17 protein-coding genes are annotated in these 22920 nt (G+C 52.3%); 5 read left to right on the plus strand and 12 right to left on the minus strand.

Annotation, left to right across the window (positions count from 1 at the left end):
- Positions 1–483: 483 nt before the first annotated feature.
- On the minus strand, positions 484–1926 hold the full coding sequence (gene nhaC / locus EGT51_RS01905) for a Na+/H+ antiporter NhaC (protein ID WP_135367119.1): 1443 nt from the start codon (positions 1924–1926) through the stop codon (positions 484–486).
- Between the two features lie 451 nt (positions 1927–2377).
- Positions 2378–2914, minus strand: coding sequence for a GNAT family N-acetyltransferase (locus EGT51_RS01910; RefSeq protein ID WP_135367120.1), 537 nt, complete (start codon positions 2912–2914; stop codon positions 2378–2380).
- Between the two features lie 169 nt (positions 2915–3083).
- On the opposite strand from EGT51_RS01910, the gene EGT51_RS01915 reads away from it, so the two are divergent.
- Positions 3084–3473 carry a hypothetical protein gene (locus EGT51_RS01915; protein WP_135367121.1) on the plus strand — a complete coding sequence of 130 codons (390 nt, stop codon included), beginning with the start codon at positions 3084–3086 and terminating at the stop codon, positions 3471–3473.
- Positions 3474–4280: 807 nt separating this feature from the next.
- Here the strand turns inward: EGT51_RS01915 and EGT51_RS01920 are convergent.
- Complete coding sequence (locus tag EGT51_RS01920; protein ID WP_135367122.1) at positions 4281–5144, minus strand: aldo/keto reductase; 864 nt, start codon at positions 5142–5144, stop codon at positions 4281–4283.
- A gap of 206 nt (positions 5145–5350) precedes the next feature.
- On the opposite strand from EGT51_RS01920, the gene EGT51_RS01925 reads away from it, so the two are divergent.
- Positions 5351–5965, plus strand: coding sequence for a hypothetical protein (locus tag EGT51_RS01925; RefSeq protein WP_135367123.1), 615 nt, complete (start codon positions 5351–5353; stop codon positions 5963–5965).
- A 40-nt stretch (positions 5966–6005) separates the two neighbouring features.
- Here EGT51_RS01925 and EGT51_RS01930 read toward each other — a convergent pair whose 3' ends face one another.
- Both EGT51_RS01930 and EGT51_RS01935 read right to left on the minus strand, forming a co-directional pair.
- Positions 6006–6785 carry a potassium channel family protein gene (locus EGT51_RS01930; RefSeq protein ID WP_135367124.1) on the minus strand — a complete coding sequence of 260 codons (780 nt, stop codon included), beginning with the start codon at positions 6783–6785 and terminating at the stop codon, positions 6006–6008.
- Positions 6786–7062: 277 nt separating this feature from the next.
- Positions 7063–8232 carry an ArgE/DapE family deacylase gene (locus EGT51_RS01935; RefSeq protein ID WP_135367125.1) on the minus strand — a complete coding sequence of 390 codons (1170 nt, stop codon included), beginning with the start codon at positions 8230–8232 and terminating at the stop codon, positions 7063–7065.
- A gap of 194 nt (positions 8233–8426) precedes the next feature.
- On the opposite strand from EGT51_RS01935, the gene EGT51_RS01940 reads away from it, so the two are divergent.
- Positions 8427–8936, plus strand: coding sequence for a YbhB/YbcL family Raf kinase inhibitor-like protein (locus EGT51_RS01940; protein ID WP_135367126.1), 510 nt, complete (start codon positions 8427–8429; stop codon positions 8934–8936).
- 20 nt (positions 8937–8956) lie between these two features.
- The gene (locus tag EGT51_RS01945; RefSeq protein ID WP_167850120.1) at positions 8957–9472 is read left to right on the plus strand and encodes a universal stress protein; all 516 of its coding nucleotides are present in this window, start codon (positions 8957–8959) and stop codon (positions 9470–9472) included.
- A 704-nt stretch (positions 9473–10176) separates the two neighbouring features.
- Here EGT51_RS01945 and EGT51_RS01950 read toward each other — a convergent pair.
- The 6 genes from EGT51_RS01950 to xylA all read right to left on the minus strand — a co-directional run bounded on the left by EGT51_RS01950 (position 10177) and on the right by xylA (position 18668).
- Positions 10177–10551 carry an iron chaperone gene (locus tag EGT51_RS01950; RefSeq protein ID WP_179951121.1) on the minus strand — a complete coding sequence of 125 codons (375 nt, stop codon included), beginning with the start codon at positions 10549–10551 and terminating at the stop codon, positions 10177–10179.
- Positions 10552–11102: 551 nt separating this feature from the next.
- Positions 11103–11882 (minus strand): (S)-acetoin forming diacetyl reductase, encoded by a 780-nt coding sequence (locus tag EGT51_RS01955; RefSeq protein ID WP_125575470.1) that lies wholly within the window; start codon positions 11880–11882, stop codon positions 11103–11105.
- A gap of 257 nt (positions 11883–12139) precedes the next feature.
- Positions 12140–13516: a sugar porter family MFS transporter gene (locus tag EGT51_RS01960; RefSeq protein ID WP_135367128.1), complete on the minus strand. Its 1377-nt coding sequence runs from the start codon at positions 13514–13516 to the stop codon at positions 12140–12142.
- Between the two features lie 331 nt (positions 13517–13847).
- Entirely contained in the window at positions 13848–15221 is a 1374-nt protein-coding gene (locus tag EGT51_RS01965; protein ID WP_135367129.1) for a sugar porter family MFS transporter, read from the minus strand.
- Between the two features lie 459 nt (positions 15222–15680).
- Complete coding sequence (gene xylB, locus EGT51_RS01970) at positions 15681–17189, minus strand: xylulokinase (RefSeq protein WP_135367130.1); 1509 nt, start codon at positions 17187–17189, stop codon at positions 15681–15683.
- A 129-nt stretch (positions 17190–17318) separates the two neighbouring features.
- A complete protein-coding gene (gene xylA / locus EGT51_RS01975; protein WP_135367131.1) occupies positions 17319–18668 on the minus strand; it encodes a xylose isomerase in 1350 nt (449 codons plus the stop codon).
- Positions 18669–19024: 356 nt separating this feature from the next.
- Between xylA and EGT51_RS01980 the strand changes: the two genes are divergently transcribed.
- Positions 19025–21382, plus strand: coding sequence for a MucBP domain-containing protein (locus EGT51_RS01980; protein ID WP_135367132.1), 2358 nt, complete (start codon positions 19025–19027; stop codon positions 21380–21382).
- Between the two features lie 49 nt (positions 21383–21431).
- Here the strand turns inward: EGT51_RS01980 and EGT51_RS01985 are convergent, their stop codons facing one another.
- Positions 21432–22625, minus strand: a complete 1194-nt coding sequence (locus EGT51_RS01985) for an ROK family protein (RefSeq protein ID WP_135367133.1) — start codon at positions 22623–22625, stop codon at positions 21432–21434.
- Positions 22626–22920: the final 295 nt, after the last annotated feature.

The following is a 22920-nucleotide window of genomic DNA, read 5'->3' on the forward strand; positions in this document are numbered from 1 at the left end:
AGTAACAGTTGCTTTAACCCCAGATAGCAGCTGCATTGAAGACTAGTCTTTGGTTATCACAGTGTCACTGCTAACCTCCACCTTGCCGGAGGCAGCCAGGGTGGAGCCAGCTGTGTCGGCGGTGTTGGCTGAGGTTCTTTCTCAGCCTACAGCGCGGGACGACTTGAGAGACTGGCGGGTTTTGTCAGGCTTTCAAGCGAGGCGGAAGACCGCTCCTCAGGCTAGAGCAGGCGGAACCCTGGCTGACGCAGGCGTCTGGTTTCACCAATTTTAGGTATTGGAACACCGTCGTTGTGGCAATCAGCGTGTTAATTTTACTTTCAACCTTCAGGTGCTAACCAAAAAACGCGTGAACATCGCCATCGCTTGGCCAGTGTTCACGCGTTTTTACATCTTATTTTATCGTGTCACCCCCGGCCAACACAGGCTGTCGGCCACCCACGGGGATGCTCTCTATGACTATCGTTTGACCGTTGTGACTGACTACCGCCCATCAGCGGCCATCGTGGCTGCGGTGGCGCTACTGTCGTCAGATGATGGCAGGCGCTTCAAGCCGACGCCGGTGAAGCCACTCAAGATGGAGAAGACTGGGGACAAGAGGCTGAAGAAACAAAATGGCAGGTATGCCAGGGTCGAAACGCCCAGCGTGTTGGCGGCAAAGACCGCGGCAACTCCCCAAGGAACCAAGTAGTTGATGACGGTCCCACCATCTTCTAAGACCCGACTCAAGGCTAGGTTGTCCAGGCCCCGTTGGTTAAAGGTCTGTTTGAAGGCCTTCCCAGGTAAGATGACGGAGAGGTACTGTTCCCCAACGAAGACGTTGACGCCAATCCCGGACAGGATTGCGGCCGTGACCAGAGCACCGGTGCTCTTCAGACGTTTTGCCAGGGGCACCATGGCGGTTTGGATGACGTCGAACTTCATCAACAGGCCCCCTAAGGTCAGGGTCAAGATGATCAAAGAAACCGTGGACATCATGGCACTGATGCCGCCCCGCGTCAGTAAGGCATCGACGCTGGTGTTGCCGGTCTTAGACACGAAGCCGGATTCGATCATCGTGGCAATGCTGCTGACAGAGGTGTTAGGCTTTTCGATGAACAACATCACGATGCCCAAGCCTACGTTTAACAACAAGGTTTCAATGGCCGGAATCTTCCGCCAAGCACAGACGAACATCACGATGATTGGTAAGGCGGCCCACCAAGTAATGGAGAAGTTGGCGTTTAACGTGGCGACCGTACTGTTGATCTTGCTCAAGGCATTGGCATTGGAAGCGCCCGTACCCATGAAGAAGTAGAGAATCAGCGAGACGATGAAGGCGGGAATCGTCGACCACATTAAGTTTTTGATGTGCGCAAATAATTCGGATTCCGCGATGGCCGAGGCCAGGTTGGTGGAGTCAGACAGTGGTGAAGTCTTATCACCGAAGATGGCTCCGGAGATGATGGCCCCAGCGACCAAGGCGGGGTTGAAGCCCATCGTGGTCCCCATCCCGAACAGGGCGATTCCAATCGTAGAGATGATGGTAAACGCACTCCCGATGGACGTCCCGACGATGGCACAGACCAAGAAGACGGATGGCACGAACCATTTGGCAGAAATCAAATGAAACCCGAAGACCATCATGGATGGAATGATCCCGGCGGCGATCCAGACACTGATCAAGGCCCCAATCAACAGGAAGATGAAGATGGGGATGATCCCGGTCTTGATACCGTCAATGATGCCGCTGTGGATGGTGTCCCAATCAGCGCCACGAACCTTCGCCCACAAAATCACCAAGGCAATCACCAGCAGGACCGGCGTGGTTGGTGACAGACCAAATTTGATGACGCCTAAGCCCATGATGAGTAACATGACCAGTAAGATGGTCATCGCTTCGCCAAACTTGATTGGCTTTTTTTCTGATGGTGTGTGTTCTTGCATAAAAATCGCTCCCTCTTATTTTGCCAAGTATGTATAAAAAAATCGCCCCTGCTGCAATTCTGCAACAGGGACGATTTAGACTAAACCGTGGTACCACCCAACTTGGGTCACTGGTTCTAGACCCAGTAACTCCACTCTCTAGAAGGTAACGGCTCTAGTCTTTCCGCCTGGCGTACCAGGACATTCCACTGTATTTCGTCGTAATCACCCTGATCGGTTCGCAGCAACCACCGACTTTCTGACACCCAGATGACACGCTACTTGGTAATGGAAATTAGCGTTCTGTATTTGATTGACTTTGATATTAGCACGCTGCTGCGTACCCGTCAACCTCTAATTTAATTTTAATCTTTCGTTGAGCGGCTCTATCGCTGCCAAATCAACGTTTCAACAGCATCCACATTTTTTTAGTTTGTGAAATCACCCGGTCACTCAGCAATTCTTAACCAACCTAATCGCGGTAAAAGGCGTTCGGGTACTCGATCATCCCCCCCACGTGGGCCAGCGACCCGGCCGTCAGCGGCTTGATCAAGTGACTGCCCATTGGCACTGGCAGGCTGTTGTGGATGGCAAAGTCCTCGGCCATCACGTAGCCCCGGCTGCCGTAGTAGTTCATGTCGCCGACAACACTGATGGCGGGAAAACCGGCTAAGCGGGCGCGGGTCTCTAACTCACTAAGTAGTTGACTCCCCACACCTTGGCCCTGCCAATCTGGCGCAACGGCCAGCGGCGCCAGAGCCACGATAGTCGTGGTGTGACGGTCACCGCGCACCGTGATGGGACTCAATAAGCCGTGACCGACCACTTGGTCAATGCTGGGCTTGGCGACGACCTCAAAGCTACTCTGATAATCATACGTTGACCGCAGCTGGTGGATCAACCCCACCTCACTGCCGTCACTTTCCTCGACGGGTGCAAACGCCGCTGAAACTAATTGGTCTACCTGTTTGAAGTCTTCAGGCTGGATCGTTTCAAAACTTAAACTCACTTCGTCTACCTCTCATTTCTTAAGCGATTGACAACATTACCGTGTTATTATACACGACTAGCCGTAAAAGTCGAAACTTCCGCGTCAATTTTAAAGAAATTGCTTGAATTTCGCCCCTAAAACCCCGTACACTGGGAACAACTCTAAAAGAAAAACGAGGTGCTCTATTTTGACGCACAAACAGCGCTGGGCCGCCATTTCCGTGGCCATCTACATTATCTTTGTGGTGGCCGCCATCGTGATTGGCTTCTTGGACCCCAGTCAAATTGGTCTACAATGGACTATCTTCTGGTATTTTGTCGTTGCCGCTTTGTGTTACTACTTTTACTTTAAAAATGTCAGTTATCGCGAGGTCGTCTACTACGCCACGCAACTTGGCCTGCATCAGGACGACTTGAAGGCCATGGTCCCCAACTTAAAGGAGACCCAAGACGTGCCCAACCCGGATCATCCGGACTTCTTCAGCCCCTTCGCCAAAGTGCCTATCAACGTGGTCAACGTCTTGACTGACAAGCTGGTACCCATGGCCAAAGACGCTGGCATTCCGCTGTACCGGTAGGCTTGGCTGACGACATAGTGGGGGCTGGCCGCCTTACCATTACGCGAAATCTAGATGAGTATGTTGCCTGCTACGATTAGGCAAACCAGATGCCTGCGGCTGCCAGGGGTTCCGCCTGCTATGGGGGACACCTCCAGCCAAAGTACGGGCTTCCGGTTCGCTTTGAAGCCTGGCACAAGTCGCCAGTCTCCAAAGTCGCCCCACGCTGTAGGCCGAGAAGCAACCTCGGCCAACACCGTCGACACAGCTGGCTCCACCCCTGGCCTCCTCCGGCATAGATGGCGAGGTCAGGCCACTTAGCGTTAAACCGCGATAAGCGATATCGTTGGCCACCACGGCTCGCTTTTTATGTCATCCAGCGTCACAAGTATGGTTATTTCAGTACTGGCGCATGTCGAGATTCCGGCTACCCTGGCGGTCACATCTGTACCACGGACGATTGCGAACCAACTCGACTGGCAACCACCACCGGAGCCGTGAGTTCGCTAGAGATGAGTTCAGCTGTGGGAGTTCCCTTAGCGGCGCGGTTTTCGACGCTTAGGGAACTGGCACCTTGGAGACGCGGTCTTCCGGCTCCAAGGTGAGGGTCAAGACCGCATTTTGGCTTGGCCCGGCGCCCTCAGCGTTCCAACTCATCTCTAGCGAACAGGCGGCCAGTTCCCACGATGTTGCCCGTCCGCCTTACTGACGTTGATTTTACAAAGCAGGCGGAACCCCTGGCGGACGCAAGCACTGGTTTACGCAAAACAAAAAACAAGGCGTTGCCACCGTTGGATTGGGTGGGAACGTCTTGTTGGTTATTTGTGGTTATTTCCGGCTGGAGTACGTCTGGGACTTCTTTAACCAGGCGGCATCGTCGGGATCTGGACCGACGCGTTTGCCAGCGTCGAGGTCGGCGATAGCCTTCATTTCATCTTCGTCCAGACCAAAGGCAAAGATGTCGCGGTTTTGTTGAACGCGGGCTTCGTGAATCGACTTGGGAATCACGATTTCTTCGCGTTGTACGTGCCACCGTAAGATGATTTGAGCCGCACTAACGTCGTGGGCTGCGGCCAATTCGTTGATGACGGGGTCGGATAAGGCGTTGTTATTGCCGCCACCCAGTGGGCTCCAGGCCTCGTGCAAGATACCCTTGCTTTCCAAATAAGCGTGCATCTCAGCTTGTTGGAAGTACGGGTGGGTTTCGATTTGGTCAACGACGGGTTTGATGGTGCCGTTGGTCAAAATGTCATCCATCTGCTTTTGATTGAAGTTGGAGACCCCAATGTTTCTGATCTTGCCAGCCTTGTACAGGTCTTCCATGGCCCGCCAGCTGTCCAGATAACCAGGAGCTGGCCAGTGGATCAGGTACATGTCCAGGTAATCAAAGCCTAATTTGTCGAGCGTTGCTTGGAACGCCGCCTTGGTCTCATCATACCCGCGCACGCTGTTCCACAGCTTCGACGTGACGAAAACGTCTTCGCGCTTGACGTCACTTTCGCGAATTGCTTCGCCGACCCACTGCTCGTTGCCGTAGTATGCGGCCGTATCAATGTGCCGGTAACCCGCAGCTAACGCCCATTTGATGGCATTTTTGGTATCTGATGCATTATCAACTTGAAAGACCCCTAACCCCAGTTGGGGAATCCGGTTGCCGTTGTTTAACGGTAATTCGGGAATATCATTATGCAAAAGTAAAACCACCTTTCAATCTTAGTTCCACTACCATCATACAATAGGTTTCGCCATTTCGTGATGAGAATGATTGGAAAATGGTAAAAATCAGGGTGAAAATTTTCTTCTGTTGGCATTTTGCGGTATTATGGAGGGTGTGGTAGTTTGTCGTCTCGGCGGCAAGCTTGTTTTTTCACACCGTTCTGGACATGGAGGTTTTTCAGTTGAACAACCAAGAACCAAAATCACGCGTACAACGGTATAACTTTAACCAGGGATCGGACCAACCCACCCGTCGTCGGCAACGTAAGCCGCGGCGGTGGTGGCCATGGCTGATGACGTTGATCACGCTGGCAATCGCCATTTTGCTGGTCTTAGCGATTAACCATCACAACAACTCTGGGAATGACACCAGCGCTTCATCGAGCACCAGTGCCTCTGTCGTGGCCAAGGCTTCATCGGCTTCGGAACAGGCCGCTTTCGAGAGCTTCAAATCAACGTACAGCAGCTATAATGATAACGGGTTAACCGTCACGCAAAAGCAAAAATTACAGAATATCATCAACAACGAATCGAATGACGCCGTGCAGGACCGCGAGCAAAAGTTGCTCGACCAGGCCCAAACCAAGCAAAGCGCCACCAGTTCGAGTCAATCTGCTAGTTCCAGTAGCAAGAGTAGCGCGGATTCAACCTTTGCCACCACGCACACTTTTTCGTCGGTCGCCGACGCCCAAAACTGGGCCCAGGCCTCCAAAGACCAGTGGTTGCAAGCCGGCTACTCCACCTACACCATCACCTCTGACGGACAAGGCAATTACAACCTACAGTTTGTCCGCTAATCTTTCGTCTATGGTATTATCCAGACGGTCGCGACCTCGGTCACGGCCGTTTTTTGTTGTCTCGCTTGGCGTGCTTGGGTGTCAACCGGTCGACCTGTGTTTGGAGTTGGTCGACCTTCGCCGTAAGCGTATCGATTTTGGCCAACAGCTGGGCCATATCGGCCAGTTGTTGCGCCTCTTGGGTGGTAGTCGCCTGTTCGGTGCGGCTGGCCACGAAGTCCGTGATCGTACTGGTCAACAACCCAATGAAGCCCACGCCGCCGACCATCAGGAAACTGGCGATGATCTTACCCACCGCGGTGTGGGGTGTCTCATCCCCATACCCCACGGTCGTTGCGGTCGTGATTGCCCACCACAAGGAATTGGCCAGGCTCTGTTTTTCCGTCAACGAAAAGAGAAACGCACTGAGCACGATGATGGCCACACTGATGGAAAATAGGTAGATGAAACCGGTCTTATAAATAAAGCGGTGGTACGCCTGCGTCCACTTGCCGGCAATACCCCAACGCCAAAAAAGGTGGTGGAACCGCATCAACCGGACCAGCCGCGCCAACCGGAAAAAGGCGAAGACCGGGTGAAGCGGAATAATACCCAGCAGATCAAACGCCGATTGAATCAAAAAAATCTTCCGGTTCTTGGTGATCAGCAGGCGCACCAAATAGTCCACGGCAAAGATCGCCAGTAATCCGTTGGCTAGTCCCAACTCTAACGACCGGTTGCCCACCTTTAAGAAAATCAAGCACACATTGAAAACCGAGCCTAACGTGAGGGTCGTGACCCCGACGTGATAGGCAATCAAGCCCGCAGATTGCTTGGCCATGACACTACCCTTCCCCCAATTGATAAGTTACCTTCTAATATAGTCAGAATTGCGATTTTTTCCAGGATTAATGGTTAATTTTAGAGATTTAGTAAGCATCGCGGCAGAAACTTAAGAATTGATGTCTGCCACTATCGTTTCAGTATACCCGACCAGCCTAGCACCTGTATATCAAAATGTGACTATTCGTCATTAGCCACTAACCTGATTCCCCAGCAAATCAAATAGCGCCTGAACAGTTTCAACACCACTGCTCAGGCGCTATATTTATAATCCCTTATTCACCGACCGTGGCCGCCACCTGCGCGAAGAAGGCTGGCACCAGGGCCTCGTAGACCGTGATGGCTTGCAAATACTCGGTCACAGACACGTACTCGTCGACCTGATGCGACGAGTCGTTGCCCGGTCCTAATTCAATGCTGGTGAATTCGCCCTTCGCCCGCAGGAATTCCGCACCATCGTTGGCTCCGCCCGACCCAATGACTTGGGTGTCGTGACCGCAGACTTGGTCGCTGATCTGCTTGGCCAGTTGAACCAGCGGCGCCTGGGGATCGCCCGGAATTGCCTCTTCAGGATAGCTGTAGCTCAGGTCCAACTGCACCCCGTCTTCTTGATTTAACTGGGCAATCAGCGCGGCCAATTCATCGTAAATCACCTGATTGGGGTAGGCCGGAATCGTCCGCATGTTCGCCATTAGCTCGGCGTGGGCGGGAATCGAATTGATCTGCTCGCCCCCAGAAATCAGATCCACGTTGTGCAACAGGCCGCCCAACACGGGGTCGACCTGGGTGTGTTTAGCCATCAACGGGCCAACCGCGTTATAAAATTTCATCAAATTCGTAATCGCATTGACGCCATTTTCCGGACGGGCACTGTGACTGGCCTTCCCGGTCGAAACGACCTTGTAGTCGATGACGCCCCGCGCCGTGTAGACCACGTTGTTCAAGCCGCTGGGTTCGGCAATCACCAGACCGGCCAACGAGTCCGCATACCCGGCATCAGTCAGCGTTGCCGCACCGTATTCGCCGGTCTCTTCTCCCACCGTGGCCAGCAAGCGAATGCTCCCCGCCAGCGGTGTCTGGGCTTCCAGCAATTCCAGCATGGTGATGACGATGGCGGCCAGCCCACTCTTCATGTCCGAGGCGCCCCGGCCAAAGAGTTGGTCGCCCACCACTTCACCGCCAAACGGATCGTGGTGCCAAGCGGCTGCATCCCCCGCGGCCACGACGTCCATGTGCCCCGACAACCCCAACATGGGACCGGTCGGATCACCAATCGTGACGACTAAGTTATCGCGGCCCGGCGCAAAGGGAACCTTGACGATCTCAGCCTGCGGGTACGGGGCAAATAAACTGGCAATGTAGTCAGCGACCGCCGTCTCGTTGGCATTGACCGACTGAATCTGAATCAGGTGTTGGAGAATTGCAATCTTATCTTGGGGCGTCATGGGCGTCATCCTTTCTTTGTGACAAACTTAATGGTTCTAATCATACGCTCATTTATCAGAAAGGCAACCACTTTTTGCAATTTTATGAGTAATATCTATTTTATACGTATTTTTATACATTATTAATGAATATTCGCAGAATGGGGGTCGCCTGCGGTATAATAATGTTAAGGACTGATCATAGGAGGGATTTTATGAGAATTTTTGTGCCAACCGACAACGGCTACTTGGCCGACGAATACAGTAAACACGCGACTGGCGACGACGTTTATGCGGGCCAACCCGTGAAGTCGTTTCCTATTAGCCTGTCGAAGATTCCCAAGAAAACGCAGACGATTGCGCTGAACCTCATCGATTTTGACGCCGTGCCGGTAAGCGGGTTCCCGTGGATCCACTGGGTAGCCGCCAATTTCCCGGGCACCACGCGCGAAATCACCGCGGACGTGTCGCGAACCAACGCCATTCCTCACGTTCATGGCCGCAACAGTAATGCCGGTTCCCTGATTGGCAACACGGATCCCGCGGTCTTTCAAAATTACACGGGACCTTTCCCACCCAACGCCGATCACGACTACAGCCTGACCGTTTACGCATTGAATACCAAACTCGACTTAGAGGACGGCTTTTGGCTCAACGACCTGCTGCATCAGATCAGCGGTCACGTCTTAGACACCGCAACGATTACGCTGCGTGGTCGCGTCTAAACTAAAAAAGAAGGCTAATTATGGAAAAGAACTATGCAAACATCCTAGTTCCCGTGGACGGCTCCGTTCAAGCGGAATTAGCGTTAAAAAAGGCGGTCGCGGTGGCGCAACAAAATGACGCCCACGTTGACCTACTGAATGTCTTGCGCATCAACCATTACGGCTTTTACGTCAGCGGCTCGATGCCCGGCGGTGTGATCCATGACTTGGCCCAAGATGCGACGTCATACCTCGACTCGCTGGTCCAAACGACCCGGGCGGCCACCGGCTTCAAGGACATGGCGATTCACGTACGGTTCGGCAATCCCAAGACTGTCATTTCCCACGAATTCGTGCGCGACCACCAAAACGATCTGATCGTACTGGGCGCCACCGGGATGAGCGCCGTGGCCCGAATGGTAGAAGGCTCCGTCACGGCTTACGTTAGCCGGATGGCGGCCGTCGATGTTTACGTGGTCCGGACTGACGAAGACGGCAAGCAAATCGACGCCAGTCAGATGGCCGCAGAAAACAAGGATCAACCGAAGTTCTTTTAATTGTGTCGCTTAAAAAGCATGGGACCTGCCAGAAATGGCGGGTCCCATGCTTTTGGTTTAATGATACTTCTGCTAGATTGAGCTGACCACTTAAGATTGGTGAAACCAGGAGCTTGCGTCAGCCAGGGTGGGGCCAGCTCTGGGGAACACCTCCAGACTGAGGAGCAGTCTTCCAGTTCGCATGAAAGCCTGGCAAAGCCCGCCAGTCTCTCAAGTCGTCCCGCGCTGTAGGCTGAGAAAAAACTCAGCCAACACCGCCGACCCAGATGGGGCCATCCCTGGCTGCCTCCGGCAAAGTGATGCCTATCAGTAACACTGTGTTAATGATAGCTGTCAGTGTAGCTACTACCTGGGGTTAAGGCGATTGTTACTGGCATGCACCACCGTAGCCGAGAGTTCGCCAAATATGGGTTCAGCCGCTTAACAAGAGTGTGACGACAGGCGGTTAACTGGCGAGCATTAACGGTGCTAGGCGGATAATCCTGGTCCTGGATTATTTGCCTAGCAGTGTTAAGCGGAACCAGTTGCCTGTTGGCGCACGTTTCGGCTATGAGGCCACTTTGAGACGTGTTTTTCGGCTCAAAGCGAGGTGTCGAGACCGGCTTTTGGCTCGACCCGCCCCCAGCATTCCAACCCATATTTGGCGAACGGTAAGGCGGCGGCTTTTCACTGTGAGGTTGTCACAATCTCGCTTTAAATTGCCGTTATTTCCGCCAAAACGTGGTCACGTCAGCCTTGTCAGCGATGTTAAAGGCAATGATCTGCCGCAATAGCTCATAGTCCACGTCTTGGGTCCACTTGATGCGGGCGTACATCTTACCCGGATTATATTTATTCGCCGCGATTTGATCGGCAAACTGTTCCATGGCTGGACCTTCGGGGGCAAAGGCCATGTGAGACTTGGCCACGCTGAAGCCGATGATGAAGGTGCCGTGATCCGTGAACAACGGCTGGTTCCAGGCGTAGCGCTGTTCGAGCTGCGGAAAGGTCTCTTGGACCCAGTTCAGCACCGTCCGCACGCGCATTTGCTGGTCTGGGTCATCAATCTTTGCCAAGTAGTTTTCGAATTCCGTAATCATCTTATCACCCCATGCTCATGTCGTTGCCCCCATTGTACCATGAACCCCCTGAATGAGCTGGTTCGTCGCTCGCTTAAAATTTTCTAAAGATCGGCAAATGGGGATGACAAATCAGCGCGCAATTTCGTTGGTATTTATGACGAGCACCATTTTCCAGCGGCTTTTCAGACCTTTACAACAATGATACGTAACCCATACGAAACTGATAAACGCGCTTGCTACAATGACAAAGATGAAACCTAAGGAGGTCTCGTCAATGTCTCAACGCAACACACCCAATCTCAGTAACCTAGTTTTGTTGTCCCTTCTCCTGGTCGGCTTTGGCAGTCCCAGTCTAGCTGCCGCCGTCCAAGAACTCCAATCTAAGTAGTGCCAAGAGCACGCAGAAACGTCCTTACCCTCCGCTTCTACGCGCTTTTGTTTACTCCCGTTTTTCAAATTCGGTTCTCGGCAGCTGGTCCTTTAATGGCCTTTTTAGCGCGGACGCAAAAAAATCGCCACCCATCTCTGAGCGGCGACCTACCAATCAATCTATGATTATTGTTTAAGGTTTAGTGGAATTGCATCCCGCCATCAACTTCAAGCGTTTGGCCGGTGATGTAATTTGAATCTGGGCCTGCTAAGAAGGCAACCCCGTTAGCGACGTCTTCTGGTTCTGACAGACGGCCTAAGGTGATGTCCTTAGCAAAGGTTTGCATACCCCATTCGTCGTCCTTACCAGCGTTTTGACCAACCTTGTGGGCAATGTCAAACATCATTGGCGTCTTAACGATCCCTGGTGCATAGGCGTTAACCGTGATGCCTTCAGCGGCTAAGTCACGGGCAGCAACTTGCGTAACCCCCCGAATGGCAAACTTAGTCCCACTGTAGAGTGCCAAGTTCGGGTTCCCGACAACCCCGGCTTGAGAAGTTGCAGAAATGATCTTCCCACCGTGGCCGAGTTCCTTGAATTTGGCGTGAGCAGCTTGAATCCCCCACAGTACACCACCAACGTTAACGTGGTAAACCGTGTCGAATTGTTCTTGGGTGATTGTGTCAATTGGGGTAGTTGGGCCAAGGCCGGCGTTGTTGACGATTACGTCAAATCCGCCGAGCTTGTCTGCAGCTTCGTTAACTGCCGCAAAGACACTGTCGCGGTCAGAGACATCCGTCTTGACTGCAATGGCTTTCCCACCATCAGCTTCGATAGCAGAAACCACCTTGTTGGCATTATCTAAGTTCAAATCAGCAATTGCAACTGCGAATCCATCGCTAGCTAAGCGCTTGGAAATGGCTTCACCAATTCCTTGTCCGCCGCCAGTAACCATTGCTACTTTTCCATTTGATGCCATGTGCCATTCACTCCTTCAGAATAAGTAAATTTCCAGGTACGTGTCTATCATAACGGAAAAATTATGAAAAAGAAAGCGATTACCCCATATTTTGTGAAAAAATGTTCATTTATCACAAGATTGGGTCCCCGGCCGCGACAACACTACAGCCTATTAGGTTTATGACCCCTTAATCATTTGCGAAAATGGTGGTTTGCTCACTAAAAAGACCACCCGTTTCCGGATAGCCTTTTCTGAAAAAATCTTCAATTAATAACTTACTTCATCGTACTCAAGGAAGAAGCGGCTTCGGTCCCCGCCTTTTCCCGTAAGGTAGCTTCGATGTCTTCCAATGACCGGTTCCGGGTTTCGAAAACCTTCTTTTGCACGAACCAGATGGAGAGGAAGCACAGCACACCGTAACCGATAAACAGGCTCCCGGTTCCGAAGAAGTCCAGCAAGGATGGGAACGTCAGGGAAACGATCATGTTCGCCGTCCAGTTGATGACACTGGCAAAAGAGTTTCCTAACCCCCGAATGTTCAACGGGAAGACTTCCCCAATCATGACCCACATCACGGGGCCCCAAGTTGCGGAGAAGAAGGCGATGTAGACGGTCAAGGCAATCACGGAAATGATGGCCGCCGTTTGGGAACCGCCAGAGAATTTCATCCCAAAGCTCATGACGAACAAGGAAATCCCCATCCCGATAGCACCAATGTTCAACATCTTTTTCCGGTCGATTTTGTCCATGATGGCCACCGCTACCGCCGTGACGATCACGTTAAAGATCCCGATACCGATGTGGGCCAGTAAAGCGGCACTCACACCAAAGCCCACGTCGGTGAAAATGGTTGGTGCATAGTAAAGCACCGTGTTGCACCCCATGACCTGTTGGAAGACGGCTAAGCCAATCCCGATGATCAAGGATGGTCGCACCATTTTACCAAATAATTCAGACCAGCCACCGCTCACGATTTTGGCAGATTCCTGAATCGCGGCAACTTCTTGATTGACCGCCTGTTCATCGTGCTTGTTCATGGTTTCCAGTACGGCCCGCGCCTGGTCCATGTGGCCCGACTTGACTAAGAACCGGGGACTTTCCGGCAAGATCAGCCCGCCCAAGAACAACATGGCAGCTGGAATTGCGGCAAACCCGAGCATCCAGCGCCAGCCAGTGTACATCCCGGAGAAGCTGTAGTTGGTGATGTAAGCCAGTAAGATACCGGTCATGACCATCAACTGGAACAGGCTGGAGACCGTCCCCCGCTTATCGGCAGGCGCCAGTTCGGCCAGGTACGTCGGAATCAAGGCCGAAGCGGCCCCGACGGCCATCCCCAAAATGATCCGGGAGATGATCAACGTCCAAAATTCGGGTGAAAACGCGGACCCCAAGGCCCCCACGAAGAAAATAATGGCAGATAACAGTAATAATTTACGCCGACCAAATCGGTCAGACGATGGCCCAATGATAGCGGCCCCTAAAATGGCCCCGAGCAACACGGCACTCACGACCCAGCCTTGTTGCCAAGACCCCAGGTGCATTTGGCGTTGGATGAACAGGATGGCCCCTGAGATGACCCCTGTGTCATACCCAAACAATAAGCCGCCGAGGGCGCCAAAGAAATAGACAAATCCGGTTGAAACTTTTCGCATAACTCTCGCTCCTTATACGGTCTGCGCCGTAGACTTTAAAATTCAGAAACCGGCTGAGTGGGCGTCAGCTAAGGAATGAGAAGAGTCGTTCCCCGCCTGGAGGAACGCTTTTGACTTCGGTAGTTCGGCAGTCCACACTGTGTATGTGAATAAGTGTAAGTTGGTACTTTCAGTTGGTTGATTGTCACAACCAACCATGACAATTATTTTAACACTTTTAGCTGCCATTTGAAAGCGTTTTCTAAAGTGGGCTTGCGGTTTTCGTCACAAATGGGATTTTGTCTATTAGAAAAGGCCGCCCTCACCGGAGCGACCTTAACTAATTTGATGCTTATTTCACCGTACTCAAGTCCTGAGCCGTTTCGCCGGCCTTGGCCCGGAGCGTGGCTTCGATGTCTTCTAACGAACGGTTCCGCGTTTCGAAGACCTTCTTTTGTACGAACCAGATGGAGGCAAAGCACAGCACGCCGTAGCCGATGAACAGGCTCCCGGTCCCGAAGAAGTTCAACAGGGTTGGGAACGTCAAGGACACGATCATGTTGGCTGACCAGTTGATGACACTAGCAAACGAGTTGCCCAAGCCCCGAATGTTCAATGGGAAGACTTCCCCAATCATGACCCACATCACGGGACCCCAGGTGGCGGAGAAGAAGGCAATGTAGATGGTCAGGGCAATCACGGAAATGATAGCCGCGGCCTGCGACCCACCGGAGAATTTCATCCCAATGCTCATGACGAACAGAGAAATCCCCATCCCCACGGCACCGACGTTCAACATCTTCTTACGGTCGATCTTATCCATGATGGCCACGGCAATCGCCGTCACAATCACGTTGAACACCCCGATCCCGATGTGAGCCAATAAGGCGGCGTTCACGCCAAAGCCCACGTCGGTGAAGATGGTTGGGGCATAGTACAACACGGTGTTACAACCCATGACCTGTTGGAAAATGGCTAGCCCGATCCCAATGATCAGGGATGGCCGCACCATCTTGCCAAATAATTCAGACCAGCCGCCATTTTTCATTTGCGCCTGTTCCTTGATTTGCGCCAATTCGGTCTCAACGGCCGCCGTGTCGTGCTTGTTCATGGTGTCTAACACGGCGCGCGCTTGGTCGGCGTGGCCGGTCTTGACCAGGAACCGCGGACTTTCGGGCAAGATCAACCCACCCAAGAACAACAGCGCGGCTGGAATTGCGGCGAACCCGAGCATCCAGCGCCAGCCGGTGTAGAAGCCGGCCCAGGCGTAGTTGGTCACGTACGCCAACAGGATCCCGGTCATGACCATCAGCTGGAACAGACTGGAGACCGTCCCCCGTTTATCAGCGGGCGATAACTCGGCTAAATACGTCGGAATCAGCGCTGACGCGGCCCCCACGGCCATCCCTAAGACGACCCGTGAGATGATCAGCGTCCAAAATTCCGGTGCCAGCCCGGACCCCACGGCCCCGACGAAGAAAATAATGGCAGATAACAATAACAATTTGCGCCGACCATAGCGGTCAGACGATGGCCCAATGATGGCAGCCCCCAGAATCGCGCCAAGCAACACGGCACTCACGACCCAGCCCTGTTGCCAGGAACCCAGGTGCATCTGCTTTTGAATAAACAAAATGGCGCCAGAGATGACCCCGGTATCGTAACCGAAGAGTAGGCCCCCTAGTGCCCCAAAGAAATAAACAAATCCGGTCGAAACTTTTCGCATAGATCTCGCTCCTTATGTGGCTTTCGCCAGAATTCACGTGTGACAAAATATGTGGAAGTATAGCTGAATGTGTAAGTTGGTTTTGTTCACGTTGGTTGGCCAGATAAACCAACCCTGAGAGTAGGATAGCACGATTGTCATTATTTTGAAAGCGTTTTCTTTAAAAATAGAACTTTTTTGTTAATTTGTCTAGTTTCTGAAAGGCCCCGCCTCACCGGCACTCCTGAGCGCACCTTGCTTTATCGTTTTACCCAATTGGCCACTATCCTGCGCCCACGCAAAAAAGTTTGAGAACCGCAAATTCTCAAACTTTTTCACTACTTTTAAATAGCCGAAACGTGCGTCAAAGGGCAGCCGGTTCTGCTTAAACCTGACCCGCAAACAATCCAAGACTAGGATTATTCGCGGGTCAGCCTTAATGCTCGCCGGCTAAGCGCCCTTTGCCCCACTCTTAACTGGCTACAATTCTGCCTTCCGGTAAGCTAACAGCTGGGCACTGATGCCCTTGGTCTGTTGGTAGACCTGCTTGTAAATGGCGTGCATTTTCGCGTATTTCTTCACGTTCTCGGGGTTCGGTTCGTAGGCCTTACCGAAGTGCACGAAGGTCTTGGCGCAGTCCTGCAGCGAGTCGAACCAGCCCAGACCGGTGGCCGCAATCATGGCGGCACCCATGCCTGGTCCCTGTTCGTTGGTCAGGCTGACCACTTTACGGTTGAAGATGTCGGCCTGAATTTGCAGCCACAGCGGGCTCTTGGCCCCACCACCGATGGAAACGACGGTGTCAAAGTCTGCACCGTTTTCCTCATAGATGTCAAAGAGGTCTCTGAACGAGAAGCTGATGCCTTCCAGCACGGCCCGCACGAAGTCATAGCGTTGATGGGTGCCATCGACACCGGTAAAGCTCCCCCGGATGTCGGCGTCCGCATATGGTGCCCGTTCGCCCACGATGTACGGCGTGTACAGCAGGCCATTGGCGCCGACCGTGGAGTTGGCGGCGCTGGCCACGAAGGCCGTGAAGTCCTCGCTAGGCGCGAAGGTCTTCTTGAACCAGCTCAGCGAATAGCCAGCCGCTAGCGTGACACCCATGGAGTAGAACTTGTCGGGAATCGCGTGGTCCTCGAACTGCAGAACACCGTGATAATTGACGTCGGCGTTATCTTCGTATTTCAAAACCACACCGGACGTCCCGATGCTGGACAGTACCATGTTGGGCTGTAAAATGCCCGCTCCCACGGCGCCCGCAGCGTTATCAGCCGCGCCACCAAAGACCTTGGTAGCAGGCGTCAACCCGGAGAATTCGGCGTAAGCGTCCGTGACCGTCCCAGCGAAGTCCACCGACTTGATCAGCGGTGGGCACATCGACAACGGAATGTCGAAGGCGTCACAGATCTTTTCGCTCCATTCACCCTTGGCGACGTCCAGTAAGACCGTCCCGGTAGCATCGGAGTAGTCCATGGCCAGGTTGCCGGTCATTCGGTAACGCACGTAGTCTTTCGGCAAGACGAAATACTTGGCCTGAGCCCAGATGTCGGGTTCATTTTCCTTGACCCACAACAGCTTGGTCAGCGTGAAGCCTTCCAGCGGTTGGTTGCGGGTGATGTCGATAAATTCGTCGCCCAGCTTGGCCTCGATTTCTTCGCGTTGCGGCGTGCTTCGGGTATCGTTCCACAAAATAGCCGGCCGCAAGACCTTCTTGTTGGCGTCCAACAAGACCAACCCATGCATTTGCCCGGAATAGCTCAGCCCCTCGATGTCTTCGGCGGCCAGATGGTCGTTTAAGATCAGCCGCACGATGGCGACGGTCGTTCCGGAGACCCAGTCTTCTGGGTTCTGTTCATTGTAGCCCGGTTGTTTTTGAATCAAATCGTAGTCAAAACTTTCTTGGGCCACAATCTGCCCGCTGTGGTCGAGGGCGGACACCTTCACGGCACTCGTGCCCAGGTCGACGCCCAGTACGTACTTCCCCATCAGTCATTCCTCCTAGATGTTCTCTGTTCTAGTTTACCGTAAATCACGGTTTCACGGCCACGCAAATTGGCGGACGAACCCACCGTTCGTCCGCCATTTGCTGGTCAGTTATTTCGCGTCACGAAACGATTACTTGCTAAGGGTTTCGATGATGTAATGGTTGATCGTGTCCTTAACTTCTTCCAAGTGATCGGAATGCGTTGCGGCGATCAATTCAGATTGTGGCTTGTCGATGGCGTAGGCTTCCAGTGACTTCAAGTCAGCCTTACCGCTTTCGATGTCGGCACCGATACCAGACTGGTATGAGCTGTAACGGTCGGCCTTCAGGTTATCCAAGAACCCATCAGCCTTCATGGCTGCGGCAACCCGCAAACCAGCGGCGAAGCTATCCATCCCCACGATGTGGCCTAAGAAGAGGTCTTCTGGGGCAAATGAGGAACGACGTGGCTTGGCGTCAAAGTTCAACCCACCACGAGGGCCAATGCTGCCGTTTTCAACGACTTCGTACATTGCAGCCGTGGTTTCGTATAAGTTAGATGGGTATTCGTCGATGTCCCAGCCAATCAGCTTATCGCCTTGGTTGGCATCCAATGAACCCAGTAAGCCGGCTTCACGAGCCACGCGAATTTCATGTTGGTAAGTGTGGCCAGCCAAGTTGGCGTGGTTACCTTCCAAGTTCAACTTGAAGTCTTTGTCCAAGTCGTATTCCTTCATGAAGGCAATCGTAGTAGCGGCATCAAAGTCGTATTGGTGCGTCGTTGGTTCCTTAGGCTTTGGTTCGAGCAACATTTGAGCGTCGAAGCCGATTTCGTTGGCGTAGTCCTTGGCCATGTGGAACAACTTAGCGGCGTGTTCTTGTTCTTGCTTCATGTTGGTGTTCCAGAGTGATTCGTAACCTTCACGGCCACCCCAGAAGACATAGTTTTCAGAGCCAACGCGCTTCCCAATCTCCAAGCTGTGCTTGAGTTGAGCAGCACTGTAAGCGTAAATGTCAGCGTATGGTGAAGTGCCGGCCCCTTCAACGAAACGGGGGTTGGTGAACATGTTAGACGTGTTCCACAGTACCTTCATGCCAGAAGTCTTTTGGTTTTCAACGATCTTGTCGACAACCTTGTCGAGGTTCGCGTTGGTTTCCCGTAACGTGTCGCCTTCTGGTGCTAAGTCGCGGTCGTGGAAGCACAGGTAGTCAACGCCTAATTTGTTGTAGAATTCAAAGGCAGCATCAACCTTGGCTAAGGCTTGGTCCATTGGATCCGTGTACTTGTCATATGGCCGTTGCGCAGTCCCATCACCGAAGGGGTCAACCAACCGTTGATCGAAGGTGTGCCAGTAAGCGACGGCAAACCGTAACCAGTCCTTCATCTTTTTACCAGCAATTACTTCTTCTGGATTGTAGTATTGAAAACCTAAACCTGATTTTTTATCTTGATGGCCGACGTATTGAATCTTGTCGACGCCTTTCCAGTATTCTTCAGTCATAATTTATAATACCCTCCTAGTTAGTTCGTTGCGACAACCAACTTACAAATATCAGTATACAAGGTTTTTCTGTTTTTGCAAGCGTTTTCTTTAAAAATGTTGGGAAATTTTACAGAGCCGTTGATTTGTCGGTTCTCTTAGGTGATTAACCATCAGGGTCAACAAACGTGCTGGCTGTTTCACAGTATAATCGTACAATTATGGTTATTAACTTTATTACGTATCTTATAGATTTTAGTCTAGCAGGCGGCTATAATAGGCTTTAATAACAGTGTTTATTTTTACTGGATATTTACTTATCACCCAGCACTAGGAAACTGGGTAATCGTTAATCAACCATTTGAGGGGGAACCATCATGTTTAAGGGGCACAACGAATCGCTGCATTATAAGATGTACAAGAGTGGTAAATCCTGGGTTTTCGCCGGGATTGTTTCGGTCGGTCTGCTAGTGGGCTTTGGTGGCGTTACCGCTTCGGCGGACACTGCCCCGACGACTTCCGACGACCCGGCTGGACAAGTTATGGCGGAAAAACAGCCGACATCAGCTGACGGTTCAGTGGCCGATGCGTCGAAGGCTGATGCTTCATTGCCAGGCGCTGCAAATTCTGACGATGTCGCCCCTGATGACCAACAATCCGACGTGACGCCAACGGCCGCGGATACTACGCCGGATACGGTTCCCGACGACCCAACATCGCCAGCACCCACGGATGATCCGCAAAATCAGGACTTGGTCGACAACGATGGTCATACCGAGGAACCCACTACGCCAGTGACACCGACCAGGCATCCCGGCAGATTGGCTAAGCTGGCAGCACCGACACCACAGAATCCCGCCACGCCAGCACCGACTACACCAGCTCCCGTCGCCACACCCGCTGCGGTACCAGAAGCTGCGCCCATTACCGCTAGCGATGCGTCAATTGATACTTTGATGCCGAATAAGACGCTGCAGCAAATGGTCGCTAACCAGTTGCATAAGGATGTTGCCAGCCTAACTAAAGAAGACATTACCAGTCTGACCCGCCTTGAAGCTACCCACGTGCAGTACAGCCCCAATGTCTTTGTTGATGGCACTAGCTCTTTTGACCTTACGGGGTTAGAGTTAGCGACTAATCTGACTTATTTGGATTTATCGTTTGATCCAAGCGTTGACTACGTAGGCCTATCAGAAGGAAACCGTTCACACTGGGGGGATGTCACCTCCTTGGATGCTCTATCCGGATTAACTAATCTACAAACCCTCATACTCACCAACAACCGCATATCAGATATTTCGCCATTAGCTAACTTGAAGAACCTAAAGACATTGGACTTAAAAAACAACAATATTTTAGATTTCTCAATGCTAGATGCATCCCAATTTTCTAGCTTACTGATTAACGACCAACTCGTTATGACCAATGACACACAATTCATTGATCCGCAACATCCAACACTCACTATGCCACAACCACTTAAGCTCCCTCAAAATTTTGTTGGGAAATTCACCAAAACGTTCGAACAAGATCCTAGTTATGACAAATTGCTTGAACTGAAAAATAGTACAATTCATGACAATAACCGTCTAACTGGAAATGTTCTATTCCTTCAATCTGGCACAACCATGGCTAACTATCAATTTAAGGACGGAAATATTCAATTCTCTGACATCTTTCCGCAAGAACCTTTCGGAACAGTCTCTGAAAACGACTGGAAAGATGCTAACACTGACTATGAAATCAACACCCTCCCTGCCGTTACAATTATTAAGCAGGATCACAAATTCTATTTACGGGCTGATTTATCTCTCAGCTACACGCTTGCAAGTAATAGCACTAAAACACAGAATGCCTTCTTCAAAATATTCATCCCTTATGATAACTTGCAGGCCGCCGGCAACCTCACCGTCAAGTACCTCAACATCGACGGCACTACCATTCAAGCCGACCAGGTCATCACTGGCAAACTAACCAGCGACACCTACGACCTAACGGCGGAAACCACCAGCCTTACTGGCTACACCTATGACCATGCGGACGGCGAGCTGACTGGTGCTTACACCACCAACCCGCAGACGATTTCCCTGTACTTCACCAAGGACGCTACCAAGCCGGTCACCCCGGTTACGCCACCGGTTGTGACGCCAACCGCAACCGTTACCGTGACGACGCATTACGTGGATCAAAACGGCCAGTCGCTACACGCCGACCAGATTCAAACCGGTCAAGCGGGCGACCACTACACCACGGTGGCTTTAACGCTTCCTAACTACACGCTCACCGCTACGCCAGCCAACGCTAGCGGAACCTTAGGCACGGCCGATGTCGTCGTCACCTACGTTTACCACCAGCTGGATGACCCAGACCAGCCAACGACGCCGGCGCCGATCACTGATAACTCTGATGATGACGCCACCGCTGGTACTGGCATCGACACCATAGCCGGGCAACAGGCCGCGCAGGTCAATCCGCAAGTAGCTGACGTCGCCACCCTCGTCAGCCACGCCGGGCAAGGCGCTACCATCGCCGATTTAACGACCACCACTGGTCAGCCGGCTAAGGTGACGACTACCAGCACCGCACCTGCTGGGACGACTTCTCCGGCACCCACCCAATCCACCGCCAAGACTACCCTGCCGCAAACCAACGACCAGACCCGCTCGCCACTCATTGGCCTGGCCCTGCTGGTGGGCACGCTGATTGGCTTTGGTCTGAAACGTAAGCAACACTAAGCCCATTAAAAAATCCGGCTCCCCCAAACGGAGAGTCGGATTTTTTGTGTTAGTCAGTTTCATCGGCAGTCGGCCGTTCAAAATTCAATTCATAATGATCCAGGTGTAAGACCCGGTGCGTGATCAGCGAGCAGCCACCCAATAACGTTGCCAGCCGGGCGTTTTGCGTCACGTCGATGGACAGGTCATTTTGTGCCAGACTGTGGTAGACCTCCCGAATCTGCGTCAACAGGTCGGGAATTTCTTCTACTAAAGGTGAGTTCAAGAAGAAAGCGTCCGGGTCGAGCGAGCGCATCAGGTTGTAGATCAGCCCGCCGATGGCCGTGGTGAATTGGCGCAAGACCACCACCGTGTCCACGTCGCGGTCTTGATAAAGCTGGACTAAGCCGGCGCGGTCGAGGTTGGTCAGCCCCTTCTTGTCTTCAATCTGCTGGATGATGGCGTCTTCGGAACTGATGTCTTCGGCGTGGACCGGGTGAGCGTTGCCGGCGCCGTCCATGGCAATGCTGACGACGGTCTGGCCGATTTCGCCGGCATCGCCGTGTTCACCACGAAACAGGTCACGCCGTAAGATGATCCCGGCCCCAATCCCGCGGTGAATGCTGACGGTCACGGTGCTATTGAGGTCGCGCGCGCCGTTGAAGTCGCGTTCGTATACGGCAGCCAGATTGGCTTCGTTTTCCAAAACCACCGGAACGTGATAAGCCGCACTAAAGGTCTGTTCCAGGTCGATGCCGTCCATATCGATGAATGGCGACGTTTGGACCTGATTGTTGAACACGATGCCGTGAATGGAAAAGCAGATACCCAACAGGCCGTGGCTGGTCTGGTCTTCTTGTTGGCGCTGGGCGATGTAGGTCTTGATTTGGGCCAACATCTCGTGGATCGACTGCCCCTTGGTTTCGATGCGGTCATATTTCCAGACGTGCCCGTCCAAAAAGGTTGCCAGCGCGTGCAAATGCCGGTACCCCAGGTCAAACGTTAACGTGAACCCGTAATCCCGGTTGATTTCCACCAACGTGGGCTTACGGCCCCCCGCGGTCGACGCCTCACCTAACCCCAACTCTGTCAAGTAACCGGCGGCCATCAGGGTGTTGTACAGTGATGAGATCGTGGACTTGTTCAAGTTTAACTGGTGAGAAATCGCGATCCGCGAGGTGGGATGGTTATTAAAAATTTGTTGCAGCACCAGGCTCAAATTCTGGTCATGCAACTCGTTACGATTCATACTGCGACGAACCATGTGGTCCCCTCCTCAGGTCAGACGATTAATTTGGTTGGACGTTTAACTAAACCAACTAACCGATTTTTAAAATAAGCTAGCGTTAGCCTGTTTTGCAAGCGGTAACATTTCACTTACTCTGGTTTAGTGAACCAACCAACTCCAGTATCACCTACTGAAACGTAAAATTCAACAGTTTTTGAATAATTTCTCAGAAAAAAGAGTGGGCCAACAGGCGGTTAGCCGGCGAGCATTAAGGCTGATAACCAAATAATCCCGGTCTTGGATTATTTGGTTATCAGGTTTAAGCGGAACC

The organism is Levilactobacillus suantsaiihabitans, from assembly GCF_004745505.1.
Classification (GTDB): Bacteria; Bacillota; Bacilli; order Lactobacillales; family Lactobacillaceae; genus Levilactobacillus; species Levilactobacillus suantsaiihabitans.

What these genes read in the sequence shown, in the direction of transcription:
- EGT51_RS01945 (WP_167850120.1), top strand. Translation starts at nt 8,957, where the DNA reads ATGGAAAAGAACTATGCAAACATCCTAGTTCCCGTGGACGGCTCCGTT.
- EGT51_RS01965 (WP_135367129.1), bottom strand. Translation starts at nt 15,221, where the DNA reads ATGCGAAAAGTTTCGACCGGATTTGTTTATTTCTTTGGGGCACTAGGG.
- EGT51_RS01985 (WP_135367133.1), bottom strand. Translation starts at nt 22,625, where the DNA reads ATGGTTCGTCGCAGTATGAATCGTAACGAGTTGCATGACCAGAATTTG.
- EGT51_RS01940 (WP_135367126.1), top strand. Translation starts at nt 8,427, where the DNA reads ATGAGAATTTTTGTGCCAACCGACAACGGCTACTTGGCCGACGAATAC.
- EGT51_RS01955 (WP_125575470.1), bottom strand. Translation starts at nt 11,882, where the DNA reads ATGGCATCAAATGGAAAAGTAGCAATGGTTACTGGCGGCGGACAAGGA.
- EGT51_RS01930 (WP_135367124.1), bottom strand. Translation starts at nt 6,785, where the DNA reads ATGGCCAAGCAATCTGCGGGCTTGATTGCCTATCACGTCGGGGTCACG.
- EGT51_RS01935 (WP_135367125.1), bottom strand. Translation starts at nt 8,232, where the DNA reads ATGACGCCCCAAGATAAGATTGCAATTCTCCAACACCTGATTCAGATT.
- EGT51_RS01980 (WP_135367132.1), top strand. Translation starts at nt 19,025, where the DNA reads ATGTTTAAGGGGCACAACGAATCGCTGCATTATAAGATGTACAAGAGT.
- xylA (WP_135367131.1), bottom strand. Translation starts at nt 18,668, where the DNA reads ATGACTGAAGAATACTGGAAAGGCGTCGACAAGATTCAATACGTCGGC.
- xylB (WP_135367130.1), bottom strand. Translation starts at nt 17,189, where the DNA reads ATGGGGAAGTACGTACTGGGCGTCGACCTGGGCACGAGTGCCGTGAAG.
- nhaC (WP_135367119.1), bottom strand. Translation starts at nt 1,926, where the DNA reads ATGCAAGAACACACACCATCAGAAAAAAAGCCAATCAAGTTTGGCGAA.
- EGT51_RS01960 (WP_135367128.1), bottom strand. Translation starts at nt 13,516, where the DNA reads ATGCGAAAAGTTTCAACCGGATTTGTCTATTTCTTTGGCGCCCTCGGC.
- EGT51_RS01950 (WP_179951121.1), bottom strand. Translation starts at nt 10,551, where the DNA reads ATGATTACGGAATTCGAAAACTACTTGGCAAAGATTGATGACCCAGAC.